19 protein-coding genes are annotated in these 19,649 nt (G+C 67.4%); 13 read left to right on the top strand and 6 right to left on the bottom strand.

The genetic code is table 11. The features are described 5' to 3' along the window. The first annotated feature begins 125 nt into the window (after positions 1-125). The 4 genes from Tbon_RS00145 to Tbon_RS00160 all read left to right on the top strand — a co-directional run bounded on the left by Tbon_RS00145 (position 126) and on the right by Tbon_RS00160 (position 4,106). Complete coding sequence (locus Tbon_RS00145) at positions 126-1,472, top strand: HD-GYP domain-containing protein (protein WP_158065734.1); 1,347 nt, start codon at positions 126-128, stop codon at positions 1,470-1,472. Positions 1,473-1,607: 135 nt separating this feature from the next. Next, on the top strand, positions 1,608-2,258 hold the full coding sequence (locus Tbon_RS00150) for a cytidylate kinase-like family protein (RefSeq protein WP_192498020.1): 651 nt from the start codon (positions 1,608-1,610) through the stop codon (positions 2,256-2,258). A 197-nt stretch (positions 2,259-2,455) separates the two neighbouring features. Next, positions 2,456-2,779: a hypothetical protein gene (locus Tbon_RS00155; RefSeq protein ID WP_158065736.1), complete on the top strand. Its 324-nt coding sequence runs from the start codon at positions 2,456-2,458 to the stop codon at positions 2,777-2,779. A gap of 208 nt (positions 2,780-2,987) precedes the next feature. Beyond that, positions 2,988-4,106 (top strand): alpha/beta fold hydrolase, encoded by a 1,119-nt coding sequence (locus Tbon_RS00160; RefSeq protein WP_158065737.1) that lies wholly within the window; start codon positions 2,988-2,990, stop codon positions 4,104-4,106. Positions 4,107-4,109: 3 nt separating this feature from the next. On the opposite strand, the gene Tbon_RS00165 is transcribed toward Tbon_RS00160, so the two are convergent. Continuing rightward, entirely contained in the window at positions 4,110-4,730 is a 621-nt protein-coding gene (locus tag Tbon_RS00165) for a pyridoxamine 5'-phosphate oxidase family protein (protein WP_158065738.1), read from the bottom strand. Positions 4,731-5,130: 400 nt separating this feature from the next. On the opposite strand from Tbon_RS00165, the gene pdxR reads away from it, so the two are divergent. Continuing rightward, positions 5,131-6,612 carry a MocR-like pyridoxine biosynthesis transcription factor PdxR gene (gene pdxR / locus Tbon_RS00170; RefSeq protein ID WP_158065739.1) on the top strand — a complete coding sequence of 494 codons (1,482 nt, stop codon included), beginning with the start codon at positions 5,131-5,133 and terminating at the stop codon, positions 6,610-6,612. A gap of 33 nt (positions 6,613-6,645) precedes the next feature. Further along, entirely contained in the window at positions 6,646-8,175 is a 1,530-nt protein-coding gene (locus Tbon_RS00175) for a YifB family Mg chelatase-like AAA ATPase (protein WP_158065740.1), read from the top strand. Between the two features lie 430 nt (positions 8,176-8,605). On the opposite strand, the gene Tbon_RS00180 is transcribed toward Tbon_RS00175, so the two are convergent. Then, positions 8,606-10,870 carry a RelA/SpoT family protein gene (locus Tbon_RS00180; RefSeq protein ID WP_158065741.1) on the bottom strand — a complete coding sequence of 755 codons (2,265 nt, stop codon included), beginning with the start codon at positions 10,868-10,870 and terminating at the stop codon, positions 8,606-8,608. 76 nt (positions 10,871-10,946) lie between these two features. Here Tbon_RS00180 and hisS point away from each other — a divergent pair, with 76 nt between their 5' ends. Continuing rightward, positions 10,947-12,221, top strand: coding sequence for a histidine--tRNA ligase (gene hisS, locus Tbon_RS00185; protein ID WP_192498021.1), 1,275 nt, complete (start codon positions 10,947-10,949; stop codon positions 12,219-12,221). A gap of 46 nt (positions 12,222-12,267) precedes the next feature. Next, on the top strand, positions 12,268-13,008 hold the full coding sequence (locus Tbon_RS00190) for a J domain-containing protein (RefSeq protein ID WP_158065743.1): 741 nt from the start codon (positions 12,268-12,270) through the stop codon (positions 13,006-13,008). 11 nt (positions 13,009-13,019) lie between these two features. On the opposite strand, the gene Tbon_RS00195 is transcribed toward Tbon_RS00190, so the two are convergent. From Tbon_RS00195 to Tbon_RS00210, 4 genes are read right to left on the bottom strand one after another with little or no spacing between them, the layout of a single operon-like run. After that, positions 13,020-13,259, bottom strand: a complete 240-nt coding sequence (locus Tbon_RS00195) for a hypothetical protein (protein WP_158065744.1) — start codon at positions 13,257-13,259, stop codon at positions 13,020-13,022. Positions 13,260-13,301: 42 nt separating this feature from the next. Then, positions 13,302-13,823 (bottom strand): chemotaxis protein CheX, encoded by a 522-nt coding sequence (locus Tbon_RS00200; protein ID WP_158065745.1) that lies wholly within the window; start codon positions 13,821-13,823, stop codon positions 13,302-13,304. Positions 13,824-13,863: 40 nt separating this feature from the next. Further along, the gene (locus tag Tbon_RS00205) at positions 13,864-14,214 is read right to left on the bottom strand and encodes a hypothetical protein (protein WP_158065746.1); all 351 of its coding nucleotides are present in this window, start codon (positions 14,212-14,214) and stop codon (positions 13,864-13,866) included. After that, positions 14,207-15,256, bottom strand: coding sequence for a flagellar motor switch protein FliM (locus Tbon_RS00210; RefSeq protein ID WP_158065747.1), 1,050 nt, complete (start codon positions 15,254-15,256; stop codon positions 14,207-14,209). Before Tbon_RS00210 ends, Tbon_RS00205 begins: the two co-directional genes overlap by 8 nt. A gap of 219 nt (positions 15,257-15,475) precedes the next feature. Here Tbon_RS00210 and Tbon_RS00215 point away from each other — a divergent pair, with 219 nt between their 5' ends. The 5 genes from Tbon_RS00215 to Tbon_RS00235 are packed head-to-tail and all read left to right on the top strand — an operon-like array spanning position 15,476 to position 19,648. Continuing rightward, the gene (locus tag Tbon_RS00215; protein WP_158065748.1) at positions 15,476-15,976 is read left to right on the top strand and encodes a chemotaxis protein CheW; all 501 of its coding nucleotides are present in this window, start codon (positions 15,476-15,478) and stop codon (positions 15,974-15,976) included. A gap of 59 nt (positions 15,977-16,035) precedes the next feature. Next, a complete protein-coding gene (locus Tbon_RS00220; RefSeq protein ID WP_158065749.1) occupies positions 16,036-18,144 on the top strand; it encodes a chemotaxis protein CheA in 2,109 nt (702 codons plus the stop codon). Positions 18,145-18,184: 40 nt separating this feature from the next. After that, positions 18,185-18,778 (top strand): chemotaxis protein CheC, encoded by a 594-nt coding sequence (locus Tbon_RS00225; RefSeq protein ID WP_158065750.1) that lies wholly within the window; start codon positions 18,185-18,187, stop codon positions 18,776-18,778. Further along, a complete protein-coding gene (locus Tbon_RS00230; RefSeq protein ID WP_158065751.1) occupies positions 18,775-19,281 on the top strand; it encodes a chemotaxis protein CheD in 507 nt (168 codons plus the stop codon). Before Tbon_RS00225 ends, Tbon_RS00230 begins: the two co-directional genes overlap by 4 nt. Before the next feature lie 10 nt (positions 19,282-19,291). Further along, positions 19,292-19,648 carry a response regulator gene (locus Tbon_RS00235; RefSeq protein ID WP_158065752.1) on the top strand — a complete coding sequence of 119 codons (357 nt, stop codon included), beginning with the start codon at positions 19,292-19,294 and terminating at the stop codon, positions 19,646-19,648. Position 19,649: the final 1 nt, after the last annotated feature.

Below are 19,649 nucleotides of genomic sequence, written 5' to 3' on the forward strand. Positions count from 1 at the left end.
CTCCCCTGATAGTCCATACGACTCTTCCCTATTTCTCCCGGCCGTCACCGGCCCGTCCCTGCAGTGCCGCTTTTCCGGGGCCGATATTCCGAATACGCCCTGCTACCTGCGGGACACGGGGAAACATGGCTTCCAAAGCGCAGATCCAGACGGTCAAGGCGGACTTTCTCGATCCGTCGCTCTACGAAGACACCGGCCTTTCCGGCGTACCCCGGCTAAGCCGGGGAACCATTCTCGGGGCGCTCAGCCGTGCGTTCGACCTGGCCGAGGGGAGAAAGCCGGGGCATGCCCAGCGGGTCGCCTACATCGGCGTTTACCTTGCCAGCGACCTTGGGCTCGAGCCGCCGCGCATCGAAGAGGTTTACTTCGGCTGCCTGCTCCACGACGTCGGCATGTCGGTACTCGACCCGGTCGGGGTCCAGGCGGCGCCGCCCGCGGCTCTGTGGAGCCGGATCGGCCGGCCCGGCGCAGAGGCCCTCGTGCGGCCGTCGGCCGGCGTCTGGTCCGACGTCATCGAGACGATCGCCCGGCATTGCGAGGCAGGCGCCGGGGTGGCGCGCCGGATGGGCTTCTCGGAGGCCGTCGCCGCGGCCGTGCTCGGTCACCACGATTGCTGGGACGGTTCGGGCCGCCCTGGCGCCGTGCCCGGCAACGAGGCGCCGCTGGTCAGCCGGATCGTCGCCCTGGCCGACCGCTTCGAGACCCTGCTCGACGGCGATGCGCCGCCGCTGGCGCTCCGCAGGAGCGGCCCCGCGCTCGTCCGTGACATGGCCGGGCGAGAACTCGACCCGGAGCTGGCCCACCACATGGCGAAGCTGGCCGCCCGCGACGACTTCTGGCTCGGCCTGTACGACAACGACCTCGGCGCCGGGCTGATGGCGCTCAACTACGGCGGCGTGCTCGGCCGCGACGAACTGTTCGAGTTCCTCGGCGTGCTCAGCGATGTCGTGGACGTTCGGAACGGCCGGGAAGAAGGTTCCGGGCGGCGAATTGCCGACATGGCCCGGCGGGTCGCGCTTCACTGCGACATGACGGAGCGTCGCGCCGACCTTGTGAAGGTGGCCACCCTGCTTCACGACATCGGGACGCTCGGGGTACCGGCGCGGTATCTGCGGAAGCCGGACATCCTGAGCATCGATGAGATGTCGGCGGTCCAGATGCACCCCATCTATGCCCGGGACATCCTCGGCGAGATCCCCGGGCTCGGCGCCGCTGCCTGGTGGGTCGGCTGCCACCATGAGCGGGTCGATGGCAAGGGCTACCCGGGCATGCTGGAGGGAAGCGAGGTGCCGGTCGAAGCCCAGATTATTGGCATGTGCGAAACCTTCGACGCCCTGACCAATGACCGCCCCTACCGGCGGGCGCTGCCCCGCTCCGAGGCCTTCGAGATTATGCGCGGGCTCGCCGGCAACCGCTTCGACTCCTACCTCCTCGCCCGCTTCGAAAGCGTGGCGGGGCCGTTCGACGCCTGAGACGGGCGCCATCCCGTCCGCACGGGCATCTCCCGCGACCGAGGGGGTCGGCGTACGCCGGCCCCCTCGGCACGTGCGCAACAACACTGCCGCGCTACAATGGCCGGCCACGACCACCTCGCGGGGACTTGCTCTATGACGACGCGCGTCATTTCCATCTCGCGGCAGGTTGGGACGGCCGGCGAAGCGGTCGCCCAGGCGGTCGCGAACCGTCTCGGCTTCCGGTACGTTGACTACCAGGTCATCCAGGAGGCGGCAGCTGAGGCCGGCGTCTCGCCAGAGACCGTCTCTGAGGCGGAGCACAGCCCCTCCCTCCTGACGCGCATCCTCGAGGCGCTCGCCCGCAACCCGGCGATGCCCGCTGCCGGGTGGGCGGACCCCGTCCCGCTTTCGACGAGCCCCCTCTACACCTCGGCCGACTACCGGCGCTTCCTGGAGGACGTCATCCGCGACCTTGCCGATCGCGGCAACTGCGTGATCGTCGGCCACGCTGCGCAGGTCATCCTTCGCGACCGCCCGGATACCGTCAGGGTCCTGGTGACGGGCTCGCCCAAATACCGCGCACGGCGCATCATGGCCGGCATGGGCGTCGACGAAAAGGAGGCGCTCAAAATTATCGAAAGGACTGATACCGAGCGGCTCGACTATTTCCGCCGCTTCTACGACACGGGATGGCTGACTCCGAGCACCTACGACCTCTGCATCAGCACCGACCGCATCTCGCCGGGGCAGGCAGCCGACGTCATCGTGCAGTTCGCCTCGCTGCCGCGGCTGTCATCCTCCTGAGTCTCGGGCTCGTCGCTGCGTGCGGCGGCGGCAAGGAGGATCCGCCTTCGCCGCCGGTCACCTCCGCTGCTGAGCTTGTCCCCGACCTTACCGATGCTGGCTTCCGGGTAGATACCCAAGGGAAGCTGCCCTCGCTCACGCCCGGGCAGGACGCGTACCTCGCGATCTTCGCCGGCAGCAAGCCGAGCGTTTCGAGCGTGCGGGTCGAGCTGAATCTGCTGCAGAGCGCCGACGCTGCTTCGACGCAGTTCGCGGCCATCGCCGATGCGCTCCGCAATCCCCCTCCCGACCTCTTCGGGCCGGGCACCACGCAGGCTGATGGCACGCCGGTCTACGACACCGACGGCGAACGCAGTTATGTAACTTCCCGACCTGACGCACAGGGCAACCTCGTCTACACCGACGCGTACCGAATGGGCCGGGTGATTGCCATCGTGTACACACTCGGCAGCGACGCCGAGGCGGCGAAGGCGGTGCGGCGGCTGGTGGCCGAGCGCATCGACGCCCGCGCTCCCCGCTGAGGGTGGCTGCCCCGCGTGCCGCTCCGGTAGGATGCCGCGCATGAGCCAGCCCCTTTAAGAACGCGGACGCCGCCTTCCCTTCGCCTTCGCCTCGCTCGACCCGCGGGTCCGGCGCGACGTCGTTTACCTCGAAGCGTCGGATACCGCCCAAACCTTCGGCATCCTCTACCGCCCGCCCGACCGTGAACCGCGCACTGTTGTCTACCTGATGCACCCGCGCGGCGAGTTCACCCGGCACTACGTGGTCCCGGGGCTTACCGCACGGGGGTACGCCGTCTTCGGCCAGAACAGCCGCTACCTGAACAACGACACCGACATGGTTCACGAGCGAATCCTGCTCGACATCGCGGCGGGGATGCGCTGGCTGCGCGGACAGGGCTTTGAGCGGGTCGTGCTGCTCGGGAACTCCGGGGGCGGCTCGCTCCTCGCCTTCTACCAGTCACAGGCATCACGCCTGCCCGGCGAACGGCTGGCTTCGACTCCTTCCGGTGAGCCGATCGACCTCGCCTCGGAGCAGATGCCGCCCGGCGACCTGTACATCGCGGTCGCCGCGCACCTCGGCGAAGGCCGGTTCATGCTCAACGTGCTGGACCCCAGCGTCACCAACGAATCCGACCCAGCGAGCTACGACCCCCGCTGGGACATGTACAACCCCGACAACGGCTACCGGCCCTTTCCCGACGCGAGCAGCTACGACCCGGCCTGGCTGGCGGAGTACCGGCAGCGGCAGCGCGAGCGCAGCCTTCGGCTCGACGCAATCGCACGCGAGTACCTTGCCGAGCATGCCTACTTCCGCGGTGAACTCCGCTCCGACCGCTACGCGGCACTTCCCGCGGCCACGCGCAGCCTGGTTGCGCGGCGTGCCCGCCTCGGCCGCTACATGGTGATCTACCGGACGCTGGCGAACCCTGCATACCTCGACCCATCCATCGACCCCAGCCGGCGGCCCCTCGGGAGCATCTTCTCGCCCGGCGACCCGATCATCGGCAACTACGGGTACGGCGGGCTTGCGCGCGTGATGACGCCCCGGGGCTGGCTCAGCACCTGGAGCGGCACCAGCTCGCAGGCCGACCTGCCCGAGACTATCGCCCACGTGAAGGTCCCGACTCTCATTGTGTTCGCGGACGGCGACTGCGACATCTTCCCGGCGGAGCAGCAGGAAATCCTCGAGAAGTCGGGGGCGGCCGACAAGTCGCTCGTGACGCTCGAATGGGCTGACCACTACCTGAACCCGGTCGGGGAGGAAGGCCGCCGGCTGCCTGATCCGCGGGAGCGGCTTCTCGACCTCATCGTGCCGTGGATCGAGGAGCGCATCGGGCCTCCGTGACCTTCAATCGCCGAGCAACCCCAGCTCCCGCATTGCTTTTACCGTGGCCAGGTCCACCGAGCTGCCGCGCTCGGCGATGCGGTCTGCCACCTCCCGGCGCTTGTGCGCCGGCAGGTTCTGGCCAAGCTTGAACTTGGCCGTGGCGACCCCGACCGGCAATGCGAACACCTCCGTGGCCTCGAGGCTCTTGCGATAGAGGTCGTCATCTCGAACCGGCGCGTATCCGCCTTCGGGCTGGAGCTTCTGCATGAATGCGGCAAGCGCGATCGCCTTCTCCGCACGGTCCCGAACAATTCGGACTTCTCCCCGGATGACGACAGAGCGAAAGAACTGCGTGGCCGGGCAGGCAAGTTCCGGATGGAGAAAATGCGAAGGGATGAGCGCGAGTGGGTCGGCAGCAAGAAATGCAACTGAGGGGTTGACACGAAGGCTCGCAGCCCGCTCGCCGTGAGGCGAGCCGTGGAAGTAGATCAGGTCTTCGATCCGTACGAAGTTCAGGACGGACACGCCTGGCGTTCCATCGACTCGCAGGTAGGCCAGCGAGCCGAATCGGACACTATCGAGTAGCTCACGAATCGTAGTCGCATCTGTTACGGCGAATTCGGAACGGCGCAGTTCAGACATGTGGTCTTCTCCAGTCGGGCATGATGGCTCGGGCAGCTTCCCTTCGCGGCGGGTGAACAGCAATGCTCACGTCGTTCTGGTCGTCGAATGCACAACCGTGGCGGGCGACACCCGCCACGGGGACATCCGGCTGGCCCCGATCCCCATTCGCAGCGAGCCCCCAAGCGTGAGCCCCTGGTGCCCCAAATCTGCTATCTCCCGGATCACGTGCGCTGCCTTTGCCTAACGAATCCGCGTTGGGTCAGCGTCAGTTCGGTCAGCCAGGGCCGGGCAGCCGCGGCACCCGGTGCGCCTCGGACAATGACAGGCAGAGGTGATGTACAACGGTCCCGCATGGCCCCAGAATATTCCCGGGGCGAAGGCGTCCGGAAGGGCCACTTCCGCCCCGCGAGGAGGGGCCATGGATGTGGTCGTCCACCTGCCGGACCTGCCGGGCCAGCCCGTATATGTACGTCTTGCCGAGGGTCTACGGAGAGCGATCCTCGAGGGCAGGTTTCGACCGGGAGAGCGACTCCCGGCGACCCGTACGCTCGCCCAGACTATCGGCCTTGCCCGCAACACGGTTCTCGAGGCCTACGAACAGCTCACAATCGAGGGGTATCTCATTGCACGACGCGGCTCAGGCACTTATGTAGCTCCCGAGCTGCCCGACCAGTCGTTCCGACCGAAGGAGCGGGAAGGCGCGGCGCCGGCTACCGCGCAGCCCGGGCCGAAGCTGTCCGAGTTCGCGCGGCGCCTCGAAGGCATCGATGTGTCGCTGTCATGGGGAGCGCCGCGGCTGCCCTTCGATTTTCGCTACGGCACGCCATCGTTCGACGAGTTCCCAATGGCCGAATGGCGGGCGCTGACCCGGCGCATCCTCGATTACCCGCCCCCGGAACTCCTCGGCTACGGACCGCCGGAGGGGCTCCCGGACCTCCGCACGGCACTTGCGCGCTACCTTCAGCGGAGCCGCGGGGTGCGATGCGGCGAGGACGGTGTCGTTATCGTGAACGGTTCGCAACAGGCGCTCGACCTGGCGGCCCGCACGCTGCTCGACCCCGGCGACGTCGTCGCGATGGAGGAACCTGGCTACAACGGCGCACGCGCTGCCTTTCAGGCAGCCGGCGCCCGGGTCGTACCGGTTCGCGTCGACGGCGAGGGCATCGTCGTCAGCGAACTGCCGAGGGGCACACGGGTCGTTTACGTCACGCCGTCGCACCAGTTCCCGACAGGCTCAGTTCTCTCCGCAACCCGGCGGATGGAGCTTCTCGCCTGGGCGTGGGAGTCGGGGGCGACCATCATCGAGGACGACTACGACAGTGAGTTCCGCTACGCAGGGCGGCCACTGGCTGCGCTCCAGGGACTCGATGAGTCGGGCCGAGTGGTTTACTCGGGGACTATGTCCAAGGTGCTGCTTCCCTCGCTGCGCCTCGGATATATCGTGCCGCCGCCACAGCTTCGCAGCGCTATTTCGCGTGCAAAGTGGCTCACGGACCGCCACGTTGCTCTGCTCTACCAGGCAGTTCTGGCAGCGTTTATCGACGAGGGGCACTTTGAACGCCACCTGCGGCGAATGCGGCGCGTCTACGCTCGGCGACTCGAACGGCTGCTCGACGCAATCCACCGGCACCTCGGCAGCCGGGCCACCGTTTCCGGCGCCGAGAGCGGTATCCACATCATGCTCACCCTCGATGGCGTCACCGATGGTCGCGCGATCGTCGAAGGTGCCCGCGCCGTGGGTGTGGGGATTCATTCGGCTGCCGCATACTACGCAGGCGAGAGGCCACCCGCAGCGGCGTTCGTGGTTGGCTACTCAAGCATTGCTGAAGAAGCCATAGAGGAGGGCATCGCCAGGCTCGGGCGCGTCCTTGCTGCCTATGACCGGCTCCGCGGGGGTTGACCGCACGATGAACGGGATGGCTACAATCCGCCGATGCTCGCCCGCGTCCTGAGCTGTGCGGTCGTCGGGCTCGAAGGCGAGCTCGTCCAGGTCGAGATTGACATTACGCGCGCCCAGCTCCCGGCAGTGACCGTCGTCGGGCTGCCGGACACCGCGGTCCAGGAGTCGCGCGAACGGGTCCGCGCCGCAATTCGCAACAGCGGACTCGCGTGGCCGGCAAACAACCGGGTTACCGTCAACCTTGCCCCAGCCGACCTCCGCAAGGAGGGCCCTGCATACGACCTCCCAATCGCCATCGGCATCCTCGTCGCCTCCGGGCAGGTTGAGGCGTCCATCGCCGATGCGGTCTTCATCGGCGAGCTCGCGCTGACGGGCGACGTCCGGCCGGTGCGCGGGGTGCTGCCGATGGCCATGACTGCGGCGGCGCACGGGGTGCGCAGGGCGTTCGTGCCGGCCGCCAATGCCGCCGAAGCCGCGCTCGTCGACGACCTCACGGTCTACCCGGTTGAATCGCTCGCGAGCGTCGTCGCCCATCTCAACGGCGCGTCCCGCCTCGCGGCCTGCACGGCCCCGCCCCCGGGCGGCGGCCACGACCCGGCCTGGGTCGCCACCGATTTCGCCGACATCGTCGGGCAGGAGCACGTGAAGCGCGCGCTTGAAGTGGCCGCTGCCGGCGGACACAACGTCGTCATGAAGGGACCGCCCGGCAGCGGGAAGACGCTGCTCGCCCGGGCTGTTCCCGGCATTCTGCCGCCGCTCACCACCAGCGAGGCGATGGAGGTCACCCGCATTTACAGCGTCGCCGGGCTCCTGAGCCCGGGAACGGGGCTCGTGACGGCCCGGCCGTTCCGGGCACCGCACCACACCATCTCGAACGCCGGGCTCATCGGCGGAGGGTCGGTCCCCCGGCCCGGCGAAATCACGCTCGCCCACCGCGGCGTGCTCTTCCTCGATGAGCTGCTCGAGTTCGACCCGCACGTCCTCGAGATGCTCCGGCAGCCGCTTGAGGACAAGATGGTCACCATCAGCCGGGCGAAACAGGCGGTGACCTTTCCCGCAAGTTTCATGCTTTGTGCAGCGCTCAACCCGTGCCCATGCGGGTACCTTGGCGACCCCGAGCGCGCGTGTACGTGCCCGCCGACGGTAGTCGGGCGGTACCAGCGCCGGCTAAGCGGCCCGTTGATGGACCGGATCGACCTGTTCGTCGATGTCCCGCGGGTGCCGTTCGACCGGCTGAGCAGCGCAATGCGTGGCGAACCGTCCGCCGCCGTCCGCGAACGGGTGACGGCAGCCCGCGAAATCCAGGCGCGGCGTTTCGCCGGGACCCGTACGTCGACCAACGGTGAGATGACCCCGGCCCAGGTGCGGGATTTCGCGCAGCTGCAGATGGAGCCGGCGGCGGCCGAGCTGGTCAAGCGAGCGGTGGAGCGGCTGAACCTCTCTGCGCGGGCGTTCCACCGGGTTTTGAAAGTTGCGAGGACGATTGCCGACCTTGCCGGCTCCCCGACAATTGCCGCCGCCCACATGGCCGAAAGCATCCAGTACCGCGCCAGGCTGGACTGAGGGGGGATGGGCCAGGCTCGTGTCACCGGCCGCACCTGGACGGAGTCGGCCCGGCCTGCACCGGGCATACTCCCCCGGACGGCCCGCGTCCGGGGCTGGACCCTGCCTCGCCCGGGCCGGCCGGCGACAGCCGTCGACGTTTTTCGAACATTTGTGTTGACAGTCGCACATCCGTTCGCATAGGCTCTCCCCAGCTTTCGAACGGATGTGCGCATCATGGTCAATCCGCTCCTCACCGTCCTCGTCGACCTCGCCCTGGTCGGCGGCGCGCTCTTCATCGCAGCGGCAATGGTCGCTGAAGCGTGGACCGACCGTCGCCCCAGTGTGGGGTCACGCCGGCCCGGCCGAGCGACTCAATCAGGTCGCCCTGAAAGCGCCGGAAGGCGTCTCCAGCTGCGGTACGCCGTCGGAAGCCGCCGTGTGGCCTGAATCAGGGCGCAGTTCGCCGCAGGGGGACGGTCTGACCGTCGGGAAGCGGCTTGCGCCGCCGTTCCTGCACCCGCTCAACGGACCGAACACCGCGGACAATTTCGATGCGCGAAAGGAGCCGCGACAACTGCTCAATGCCCGTCGTCTCGAGGGTGGTGGTGATAGTGACCGAGCCGTCGCCGTTTTCGATAGTTCGAACACCGACCATGTTGACTTTCTCGTCGGTGACGACCGTGGTGATGTCCCGGAGGAGACCGACCCGGTCCCAGGCCTCAATCCGCACCGAGACCGGATACGTGCGGGTGACCGTCCCCCACTCGACCTCGACGATCCGCTCGCGTTCAGCCTCATTCAACACGTTGAGACAGTCGGCCCGGTGGACGCTGACGCCTCGAGAGCGGGTCACATAGCCGATGATCTGGTCGCCCGGGACGGGGTTGCAGCAGCGGGCCATGGTGGTGAGCAGGTTCCCGACCCCAAGGACGCGCATCCCCGGGCCGCCCAGCTTTGCCGGTTCCTGCTTCTGCGGGAGCTCGGGCGGGGCCTCGGCCTCCGCCTCTTCCCGTTCGATGACGGCTGCGACCTTACGGGCGATGCTGTTGGTGCTGATGCCCCCGTAGCCGATGGCTGCGAGGAAGTCTTCCCAGCTGGTGTAATTGAAGAGGGAAAGGAGCTGCTCCTGCCGCTCCGAGACGTCCCATCCAAGCCGTTTGAGCTCTTTTTCGAGCATCTCGCGGCCGCGCTCGATATTTTCGGCCCGCTCCTGCTTGCGGAACCATTGCCGGATCTTCTCCCGCGAGTGAGCCGTGCGGATGTAGCCGAGGTTCTGGTTGAGCCAGTCGCGGGAGGGCCCCTTGCTCGTCCGGCTCCGCAGAATCTCGACGACATCGCCGGTCTTCAGCGGTGAGTTGAGCGGCACCATCCGGCCGTTCACCTTCGCGCCCACGGTCTGGTGCCCGAGGTCGGTGTGGATGCGATAGGCAAAGTCCAGCGGGGTTGCCCCGGCCGGGAGGTCCAGCACATCGCCCTTCGGCGTGTAGACGAACACCTGGTCGTGGAAGATGTCCGTTTTGACCGATTCCACGAATTCGTCGGCGCCGGCGAGGTCGCGCTGCCACTCGATGAGCTGGCGCAGCCAGGCGATACGCTCCTCATCGCGGCCGGCCTGCCTGCCGCCCTCCTTGTACCGCCAGTGGGCGGCGACGCCGTACTCGGCAACCCGGTGCATCTCCCAGGTCCGAATCTGGATTTCGAGCGGCCGGCCTCCCGGCCCAACCACGGTGGTGTGGAGCGACTGGTACATCGAGTCCTTCGGGTTCCCGATGTAGTCGTCGAACTGCCCGGGGATGGGCCGCCAGAGGGCATGGATCACACCCAGGGCGTGATAGCACTCAGAGACCGTATCGACGAAGACCCGCATGGCCAGGAGGTCGTAGATTTGGTCGAAGCTCTTCGACTGGGCCGAGTAGCGGCGCATCTTCTGGTAAATGCTGTAGATATGCTTCGCCCGCCCGGTGACCTCCGCCGTAATGCCGGCCGCTTCAAGGTGCTCCTTGAGAATGGCTGAGGCCTCCGCGATGACCCGCTCGCGCGTGACGCGCTTCGAAGCGAGCAGCTCCGCAATCTCCCGGTACTTCTCGGGCTCCAGGTAGCGGAAGGCGAGGTCTTCGAGCTCCCACTTGATCTGCCAGACGCCGAGCCGGCTCGCGAGCGGCGCGAAGATCTCCTGCGTTTCGAGGGCGATGCGCCGCTGCTTTTCGGGCGGGAACGCCCAGAGCGTCCGCATGTTGTGCAGTCGGTCGCACAGCTTGATGAGGACGACGCTCAGGTCCTCGGCCATAGCGAGGAACATCTTGCGCAGGTTCTGGGCCTGCGTTGTTCCCCGCATCGGGTCCAGTTCCGCGACGTTCATCGGGAGCTTGTCGAGCTTCGTCAACGCATCGACGAGCTTCGCGACGCGCGGCCCAAACCGTTCCGCGATCTCTTCGTTCCGAACGCCGCAGTCCTCCTGGACATCGTGCAGGAGGGCAGCAGCGATGGCGAGGTGGTCGAGTTCGAGGTTGGCGACAAGTTCGGCGACCGCGACCGGGTGCGTGATGTAGGGGTCGCCGGTCTTCCGGAACTGCCCTTCGTGATGGCGGGCCGCAAATTCGAACGCGTCGCGGATGATGTCGAGGCGCTCCGCCGGGAGGTACTTGCCTGCGCGCTCCAGCAGGGCGTCAATGGTGACGCTGGCTACAGCGGGCTCTCCTTGGCTGACGGACATTGGCAGCGGCCTCTTTGCCGGGGGAAACCTTCTTCTTATCCTAGCATGCATTCAGCCCCCCACGTCAGGACATCCGATGACCCGATTCCAGGCTCCCCGCGGCACGCAGGACGTGCTTCCTGCGATGCAGCCGTACTGGCAGGCCGTGCTCGATGCGGTCCGCGAAGTCACCCGGCTTTTCGGCTTCCAGCGCATCGACACTCCCGTATTCGAAGATGCGGGCGTGTTCGAGAAAGGCAGCGGCGACTCGACCGATATCGTCGAGAAGGAGATGTACGTCTTCGAAGACCGTGGCGGCGACCGACTGGCGCTGACGCCGGAGGGAACTCCGGCCATCGTCCGCGCCTACCTGGAGCACGGGATGGCGAGCTGGCCGCAGCCGGTGCGCCTCTACACAACCCACCCGATGTTCCGGTACGACCGGCCCCAGAAGGGCCGCTACCGCCAGCACACCCAGTTCGACAGCGAAGTCTTGGGTTCGGCCGACCCCCTCGTCGATGCCGAGGTCATCACCATGCTGTGGCGGCTGTACGGCATGCTCGGCATCCGGAACATCACCGTGCGACTCGGCTCGCTCGATGACCTCGAGCCGCGGCGGGCCTATATCCGCGAACTTAAGGAGTACTATCGCCCGCACCTGTCGAAGCTCTCCGAAGACAGCCAGCGCCGGTTCGAGCGCAATCCGCTACGCCTGCTCGACAGCAAGGACGAGCGCGACCTCCCGTTCAAAGAGGGCGCGCCGAAGCTGGTTGACCGGCTCAGCCCGCCGGCCCGGGAGCACCACGAGGCGGTGATGGCAGCGCTGAGGGCGGCAAACGTGAAGTTCGTGGTCGACCCGCTGCTGGTCCGCGGCCTCGACTACTACAACCGCACCGTCTTCGAGGTGGTGCCCGACGACGACGAGCGGGCACAGGGGACTATCGGCGGCGGCGGCCGATACGATGGGCTCGTCGAATTGCTCGGCGGCCCGCCCACGCCGGGCATCGGCTTTGGGACAGGCATCGAGCGCATCATCCTCGAGATGCAGAAGAATGGGGTCACGTTCGAGCCCTCCCCGGCAGCGGAGGCGTTCATCGTGCACAGGGGCGAGGGCACCGCGACCGCGGCAATTCAGCTGGCGACGGCGCTGCGCGACCTTGGGGTAGCGACGGTGGTCGGCGAGGGCGAACGGTCGTTCAAAGCGCAATTGCGGTCGGCGAACGCGGCCGGCGCCCGGATTGCCCTCATCCTCGGTGAAGACGAGCTTGCGAAAGGCATCGTGCTGCTGAAGCCGCTCGCGGGCGAGGGCGAGCAGGAGCCGCAGCCGCTCGCAGCCGCGCCCGCAGAGGTTGCCCGCCGCCTGCGCGGGTAGCCCTCGGTTCCGTTCCCCTTTACGTTCCAGCAGCTACGATCATTGAATGCCGGCACAGGACTCTCCGCCCGAGCGCGACCTCTACGAGGTGCTCGAGGTTTCGCCGAACGCCAGCCATGAGGTCATCGAGGCGGCCTATCGGAGCCTCTCGGCGCGATACGGCGCCGACCCCGACCCAGCCGTCCGGGAGCGGCGCCGCGAACTCGATGCAGCCTGGGCCGTCCTCGGCGACCCCCGGCGGCGCGCCGAGTATGACGCCGGCCGCCGCGGCAGCAGCGCGGGAACCGCGGTGGCAGACGCGCCGCCGCCGGGCACCGTTGTGACGTGCCCGCGCGACCCGGCGGTCGAAACCGCTCTTCGCTGCAGCCGCTGCGGGACGCCCATCTGCCCGCGCTGCCTCGTCCAGACGCCGGTCGGCGCACGCTGCCGGGATTGCGCCCGGATTGCGCGGAACCCGATCTATACCCTCACGGCCGGGGGCATGGCCCGTGCGGCGGCAGCCTCCCTCATCGGCGGAGTCGTGATGGGGCTCGCCTGGGGCCTCATCCTGCTGCCGTTTACGTTTGGGTTCTTTGCCATCTTCGTCGGCGCCGGGCTGGGATATGCCTTTACGCGGGTGCTCGAGGTTGCAACCGGAAGGAAGCGGGGGCCGGCCGTCGTTGCGTTCGCAATCGGCGGGATTCTCGTGGCGTGGGCCGTGATGGCGGCGCTGGTTCCCCAGGTATGGCTGTACGGGGCGCTCCCTGCGGGGATTGGCGCCTACCTGGCCTACATGAACCTGCGCTGAATGGTGGTCCGTTACCGGACGACGAAGCTCATCACGCCGATGAAGCCGAAGCTGATGAGACCGACAACGAGGATACCGAGCAGGTCCCGCCGCACGTAGCTGTAGTCGCGATTGACGTGGTGCAGCGGCCGGGCCGTGGGCGCTGGGCGACCCGGCGCGGACCGGGGCACGGCAGCGCCTGCGGTGGGGCGGGGCAGCGAGGCGGCAGGGAGATCAATCCGGCGTCGGCGGCGCGGGCGTTCGCTGGTCACAGGGCGATGCTACCGCCCGGGCATCCAACGCTCCAGCCGGGCTCAGACTTCCTTAATGGCGATGTCGATGGTGAACTCGCCGAACGAAACGACGAGCGGAACGACCAGCCGCGTCAGGTTCAGGGTGGCGATGCTGCTCCCCTTGCCGAGCAGCAGCACCGGCGGCGACATGTCGCTTGGGAATCCGTTGCGCTCGAGGGCGATGCTCGCCTGGCCGGTGATCATGTTCGCCAGCTCGGCAATTGCGCTCTGCGGGAGGGCGTCGAACTGCTGAATCGGCTCGCCGATCATCCGCGAAGCGAACTGCATCGCCGTCGCTTCGGTCATCGAGTAAATCACGAGACCGGCCACCCCGCCCGTAATTGCGATGAGCACCGAGACGTCGTTGGTGGTCTGAGGGGAGCGCACCCGGTGGAGCTGTCCACGGGTGACCTTTTCGCCGCACTCCTGCTGGATGACACGGGCTGCTGCCTCGACGAAGGGGGCGACGAGTTCGATGCGCGCTTTGTCGCCGGCTTCGGCGGCGGCCTGCGCGGCTTCGGCAACGGTGATGCGGGCGTGCATGGGGTCCTCCTGGCTCAAAACGAATGGGCGGCAGCAGCGCTCAACCGACCTGCAGGGTGCGGCCGAGGTCGCAGGCGTAGGCGCCGAAGTCGTCGATGTCGCGGGACGTGATGGTCACAGTTGCCGGCAGGATGCCGTACTCTTCGAGGCGCATGGCCAGCTCCCAGCGGGCCCAGGTCTTGAGGAGCGTGGCCTTCTCCACCGGGGCGAACCGGGCGCGCGCCATCTGCTGGACCAGCTTGCGGTGGGCGTCCTGGGAGATCAGCACGGTCACAGTCGACATCCCGGCCCGGCCGCCATCGACCTTGAAAACGAGCCGGTGGAACCCCGACCCGCCGTTCATGATCTCCGAGGACATGAGCACCGCACGGATGGGAATCGTGCTAGCCATGTGCATCATCCCTAAAGGGTCTCACCCAACCATCATCGTCAACGAGGCCCGTCACCTGTAGCGCAAGTTTTCGCCCGTGGGTGCCGGGGACCCCGGCGAAGCGTTCGCAGTTGCCGACCATGACGCGCAGCGGCTCGTCGACCTCCCGGTCGAGCACGAGAATGTCGCCCGGTTCCAGCCGAGCGAGGTCGACGGCAGGCACGCGCGCCGTCCCAAGGATGGCCCGGACAAGGACGTTCATCGGGAGGACCTGCTCCTCGCGGACTCGCTCCTCTTCCTTCGCGCGCCGGGATGGCCGGTTGTCGAACAGGCTCTGTCCGGTCAGCTTCGGCAGGATCTGCTCGAGGATGGTGAGCGGGAAGCAGAGGGAGATGCCTCCGGTTTGTTCTGCCAGCCGGATCTCATACCAGGCGGTGATAACGAATTCCGAGGGCGGGATGGCATGCATGACCTGCGGCCCGAGGGCGAGCTCGGAGACGTCGGGCGTCAGCTCCACGATGCGGGCCCAGGGCTCGATCAGCGAGCGGGCCACGTCCATGCCGATATGGCGGATGAGCGCGATCTCAATGTCCGTGAGGTCGCGGTTCAGGACCCGCGGTGCGCCCTTCCCTTTGCCGCCGAGGAGGCGGTCGATGATGCCGAAGGCCACATCGAGACCGAACGCAGTGACCGCATACCCCTGGAGCGGCGACATATCGATGATGATGACGACGGACTGGGTCCCGAGCTGGCTGACGTACTCCTCGTAGATTCCGCGTTCGAGCGCGCTGAGCCGCGATTCAACGGGTGCGCGAAGCCTGGCCGAGAAGTTGGCGGCCATCGAGCTGGCGACGCCCTGCTGAATGATCTGCAGCCCGCGCAGCTGTTCCTTGGAGAGCTTCTCGGGGTGGCGGAAATCGTAGGGCTTGACGCGGCGCCCGCCCGAGTCCTTCCGGGCAGGCGGAGGAATGGCGACGATGGTGTCCGCGTCGAGCTGACTCACATCGGCGCTGAGGAGCGCATCGATTTCGCGCTGCGTGAGGACGGCGTTATCGGATGCCATCGGCGGCCTGCCTCCTCCAGCAGTGTCCCTGTATCGACTATCGGCACGAAATCCGCGGATTCCCTACCCCGCAGGTGAAGAATCCCCCACGGCCGCGGGACGGGTTAGGGGAGATCCGGAGTCGCATTGGGGGAAGGTTCGGATGCCCGGGATGCGCCCGGCGTTCGTAGCTTTCTGTAGCGCCCCGGCAGCGAGCCGGGACCCCGAGGAGGTTTTGCCATGGCCAGGCCTGAACATGCGGCCGATACGGCGGGGCTGCCCGCCAGCGAAGAGCACGTCGTGATCTTCAAGCTCGCCGATGAGTACTACGCCCTCGACATCCAGGCGGTCCAGGAAATTGTCCGTATGCAGACGATTACGGCGATTCCCGGCGCCGATTACTGGGTCGAAGGCATCACCAATCTGCGCGGCCGCGTCGTCCCGGTGGTCGACCTCCGGAAACGGTGCGGCGTCCCGTCCGGCGAGTACACCCCCGAAACCCGCATTGTGGTGGTAAACAGCGCCAACGGGATGGTCGGCCTCATCGTCGATGCGGTGAGCGAGGTGATGCGGATCCCCGGCGAGCAGATGGAACCCCCGAGCGCCATCGTCGCCGGCGTCGACAACGTCTACCTGCGCGGCATCGCCAAGCTGGAGGACCGCCTGGTCTCCCTCATCGACCTTGAGGGCGTGCTCCCGGCCGCAGTGGAAGAGTACGCGGACGTCTCTCGCGCTGCCTGACAGCCCGGCGCCGGCCGCCCGTATTCCCGTGAACCTTCGACTGCAAGGAGCGCTGCCGCATGGCCAGCACGAAAGGTAGACCCCTCCAGTTCGACCTGGATGACGACGACCTGAAGCTCTTCCTCGAGGAGGCAGAAGAGCAGATCGAGCTGCTCGACCAGTCCCTCGTCCAGCTCGAGGGAGAACCCGACCCTGCGCTCGTGCAGCGCATCTTCCGCGCCGCCCACACGCTCAAGGGGTCGAGCGCCACCATCGGCCACAAGAAGATGGCTTCACTGACCCACGCGATGGAAACGGTCCTCGACGCGGTCCGGCAGGGCCGACGCGCCCCAACCTCAGATGTGGTCGACGCGCTGCTCGCCGGGCTCGACGCGCTCCGCGTGCTGGCCAACGAGGTCGTCACCCGCGTCGACTCCGGCGTCGAAACCGAGCGACTTGAAGCCGACCTGATGGCCGTCCTCGATGGCGAGGCGCCGGCCGCCCCGCCGCCGGAGGCATCGGCCGCGCCTGTCTACCAGGTCCCGGCCGGCGCGCTCGACCCCTACCGGGAGGACATCGAGCAGGGCCACGGCACCTACTTCGTCGACGTCACCATCGCCGACGACTGCCAGCTTCCGTCCATCCGCTGCTACCAGGTGCTGCAGGAGATGGAGAGCATCAGCAAGGCTGCCGTGTGCTGGCCCGACCGGGAGGTCATCGAATCCGGCGGCGGAGAGTACCGGATGGCCGCGCTCCTCGTCACGCACCACACCGAGGAGCAGATTACGTCCGCCCTCAAAGCGGTCAGCGACGTCGCCGACGTGCGCTGCCGGCAGGTGCCGGCTGCCGAGGCCACGGGGAGCATCGAAGGGTTCCGCGACGCGCCGCGGCCGGCGTTCGAGCAGCGGAGCGACGCCGCGGCCACGCAGCGTGACGACGCCGTCCTCGACGGACCGCGGCCGGCGGCCGGGCGCAAGGCTTCGCAATCGGTGCGGATTGATGTCGAGCGACTGGACGGTCTGATGAACCTCGTCGGCGAGCTGGTCATCGATCGCACCCGGCTCCAGCAGGTGCGGGAGCAGCTCAACAGCGTCCTCCGCGATTCGAATCTCAGCGAGCTCCTGGACAACTTCGAGGAAACCACCGCCCACCTGGCCCGCGTTACCGACGAGCTGCAGGACCAGATTATGCGGAGCCGGATGCTCCCGGTGCGGTCAGTGCTGTCGCGGCTCCCCCGGCTCGTGCGGGACGTCGCCGTCAAGTGCGGGAAGAAGGTCGAGCTGATTACCGCCGGGGAGGAAACCGAACTCGACCGCTCGGTGATCGAAGAGATATCGGACCCGCTGGTGCACATCCTCCGCAACGCGGTCGACCACGGCATCGAGTCGCCGGAGGAGCGGCGCGCCGCCGGCAAGCCGGAAACAGGGACCATCTCGGTGACGGCCTGGAACCAGGAGACCTACATCTACCTCTCCGTCCGCGACGACGGGCGCGGCATCGACACCGCCGCGCTGCGGCGGAAGGCGGTCGAGAAGGGACTCATGACGCGGGAGGCCGCCGAAGCTGCACCCGAAGACCAGGTTGTGCAGTGGATTTTCATGCCGGGGCTCTCGACCGCGCAGCAGATTACGGACGTTTCGGGCCGGGGCGTGGGCATGGACATCGTCCGCACGAATATCGAGCGCCTGAACGGCCAGATTACGGTCAGCAGCACGCCCGGCAAGGGCACCGAGGTCATCATCCAGCTGCCCCTGACGCTGGCGACGACCAAGGCGCTGATGGTGTCGGCCAACGGGACCGTGTACGCGATTCCGCTGGTCTCCGTCACCGAGGCGCTCGCCGACCGTGGCGCCGACGTCCACACCGTTGGGGGGCGGAAGATGCTCCGCCTGCGCCAGCGCCTCCTCCCGATGATCGACCTGGCCGCCGCGCTGGGCGACCACCGGCCGCGGGTGCTCCCGACCGACGGCTACTTCGTCGTCGCCGCCCGCCACGGCGACCGCCAGGCGGCGTTCATTGTCGACCGGCTGCTCGGCGAGCAGGACGTCGTCGTGAAGTCGCTGGGCGACATGCTCGGCGCCAGAAGAGGACTGACCGGCGCCACGATCCTCGGCGACGGAACGCTCGGCCTCATCGTCGATATCGCCAGCCTGGTGAACGAGCAGGCTGCCATGGCCGTCCCGGCATGACCTTCGCCCCTGCCGACACCATCACCAGAGGGAGGAACCCGTGGCCGTCGATGACCTCATTCCAACGTTGACGCTAGTCGCAGCAGACGGCGCGACCCGTGCAGGGCGCGGACTGAGCGGCCTCATGGGCCAGGAGATTGCCATCCATGTACCGAACATCCGGGTGGGGACGAAGGATGACGCCTGTGATGCCGTGGGAGGCGAAGAGACCGTCGTCCTCGGGTCGTACCTTTCGATCTCGGGCGACATCACCGGCCACGTCATGCTCCTGTTTCCGGAGCCGCGGGCGCTCGAGTGCGTTGACCTGATGGTCGGGAACCCGCCCGGCACGACCAGCGAGCCGGACGAGATGGCCTGTTCGGCCGTCGCGGAGCTTGGCAACATCGTCGGTTCGGCGTTCGTCAACGCCCTGGCCGACCGGCTGAACCTGATCCTGCACCCGAGCCCGCCCCAGGTCATCCATGACATGGCCATCGCCCTCGTCGAGACGGTCTACGCGGAAGTGCTCTCGCAGGGCGGCGAAGTCGTCATGATGGACGCCGTCTTCGAGGACCAGAAAGGTCAAACGGCAGGGCTCCTGATCGTCGCTCCGGACCCTGCCTCCCTGGGCGCGCTCGAGAGGGTAGCGGCATGACCACCGTCACCGCCGAGGCCCGCAGGGTCTCAGTCGGCATTGGGCAGCTCGCCATCAGCCGGGACCCAAACGAGATCCTCGTCGCCTACGGGCTGGGCTCCTGCGTCGGCATCAGCTGCTACGACCCGGAGGCAAAAGTCGCGGCGCTGGCGCACATCCTGCTCCCTTCCTCCGAAGGGAAGCGGGTGGATGACCGGGAGCCAGCCCGGTTTGCCGATACCGGCGTTGACCTCCTGCTCCAGCGCCTGGTGGAAGCCGGGGCCGTGAAGCGCCGGATCGTGGTCAAGGTCGCGGGCGGGGCTGCGGTGCTCGGTGCCGCGAATGCTGAGAAATTCAAGATCGGCGTCCGGAATGCCGAAGCCATTACCGAACGGCTGAAGCACCACGGCGTCCGCGTGGTTGCGGCGGACCTCGGCGGCACGAAGGGCCGCACGATGGAAGTCCACGTCGCCACCGGGAAAACCTTTGTCCGAACGGCCGCTTCGCCGGCCAGCGAACTGTAGGAGACAAGCGATGGCAACCATTCTCGTTGTCGACGATGCCGCCTTCATGCGCATGAGGATGTCGAAGATCCTCACGGAGGCCGGGTACGAGGTGATCCAGGCGGAGAACGGCCTCGAGGCGCTTGAGAAATACCAGGCCGCGAGGCCCGACGCCGTCCTGATGGACATCACGATGCCGGAGATGGACGGCCTGACAGCGCTCAAGGAGATCCGGAAGGTCGACCCGAACGCGAAGGTGGCGATGGTCACGGCCCTCGGCCAGCAGCAGATCGTCCTGGAGGCGGTGAAGAACGGGGCGAAGGATTTCCTCGTGAAGCCGGCCGAGCCTGACCGCGTCCTGGCCGCCGTCTCCAAGCTCTGCAACTAGC

The organism is Tepidiforma bonchosmolovskayae (assembly GCF_008838325.1).
In the GTDB taxonomy this organism is placed as follows: domain Bacteria; phylum Chloroflexota; class Dehalococcoidia; order Tepidiformales; family Tepidiformaceae; genus Tepidiforma; species Tepidiforma bonchosmolovskayae.

Excerpts from the sequence above, each read along its gene's own strand:
- Tbon_RS00145 (WP_158065734.1), top strand. The coding sequence starts at position 126 with ATGGCTTCCAAAGCGCAGATCCAGACGGTCAAGGCGGACTTTCTCGAT.
- Tbon_RS00210 (WP_158065747.1), bottom strand. The coding sequence starts at position 15,256 with ATGGCATCCGATAACGCCGTCCTCACGCAGCGCGAAATCGATGCGCTC.
- Tbon_RS00165 (WP_158065738.1), bottom strand. The coding sequence starts at position 4,730 with ATGTCTGAACTGCGCCGTTCCGAATTCGCCGTAACAGATGCGACTACG.
- Tbon_RS00235 (WP_158065752.1), top strand. The coding sequence starts at position 19,292 with ATGGCAACCATTCTCGTTGTCGACGATGCCGCCTTCATGCGCATGAGG.
- Tbon_RS00150 (WP_192498020.1), top strand. The coding sequence starts at position 1,608 with ATGACGACGCGCGTCATTTCCATCTCGCGGCAGGTTGGGACGGCCGGC.
- pdxR (WP_158065739.1), top strand. The coding sequence starts at position 5,131 with ATGGATGTGGTCGTCCACCTGCCGGACCTGCCGGGCCAGCCCGTATAT.
- Tbon_RS00200 (WP_158065745.1), bottom strand. The coding sequence starts at position 13,823 with ATGCACGCCCGCATCACCGTTGCCGAAGCCGCGCAGGCCGCCGCCGAA.
- Tbon_RS00205 (WP_158065746.1), bottom strand. The coding sequence starts at position 14,214 with ATGGCTAGCACGATTCCCATCCGTGCGGTGCTCATGTCCTCGGAGATC.
- Tbon_RS00180 (WP_158065741.1), bottom strand. The coding sequence starts at position 10,870 with ATGTCCGTCAGCCAAGGAGAGCCCGCTGTAGCCAGCGTCACCATTGAC.
- Tbon_RS00220 (WP_158065749.1), top strand. The coding sequence starts at position 16,036 with ATGGCCAGCACGAAAGGTAGACCCCTCCAGTTCGACCTGGATGACGAC.
- Tbon_RS00230 (WP_158065751.1), top strand. The coding sequence starts at position 18,775 with ATGACCACCGTCACCGCCGAGGCCCGCAGGGTCTCAGTCGGCATTGGG.
- hisS (WP_192498021.1), top strand. The coding sequence starts at position 10,947 with ATGACCCGATTCCAGGCTCCCCGCGGCACGCAGGACGTGCTTCCTGCG.
- Tbon_RS00215 (WP_158065748.1), top strand. The coding sequence starts at position 15,476 with ATGGCCAGGCCTGAACATGCGGCCGATACGGCGGGGCTGCCCGCCAGC.
- Tbon_RS00160 (WP_158065737.1), top strand. The coding sequence starts at position 2,988 with ATGCACCCGCGCGGCGAGTTCACCCGGCACTACGTGGTCCCGGGGCTT.
- Tbon_RS00190 (WP_158065743.1), top strand. The coding sequence starts at position 12,268 with ATGCCGGCACAGGACTCTCCGCCCGAGCGCGACCTCTACGAGGTGCTC.
- Tbon_RS00175 (WP_158065740.1), top strand. The coding sequence starts at position 6,646 with ATGCTCGCCCGCGTCCTGAGCTGTGCGGTCGTCGGGCTCGAAGGCGAG.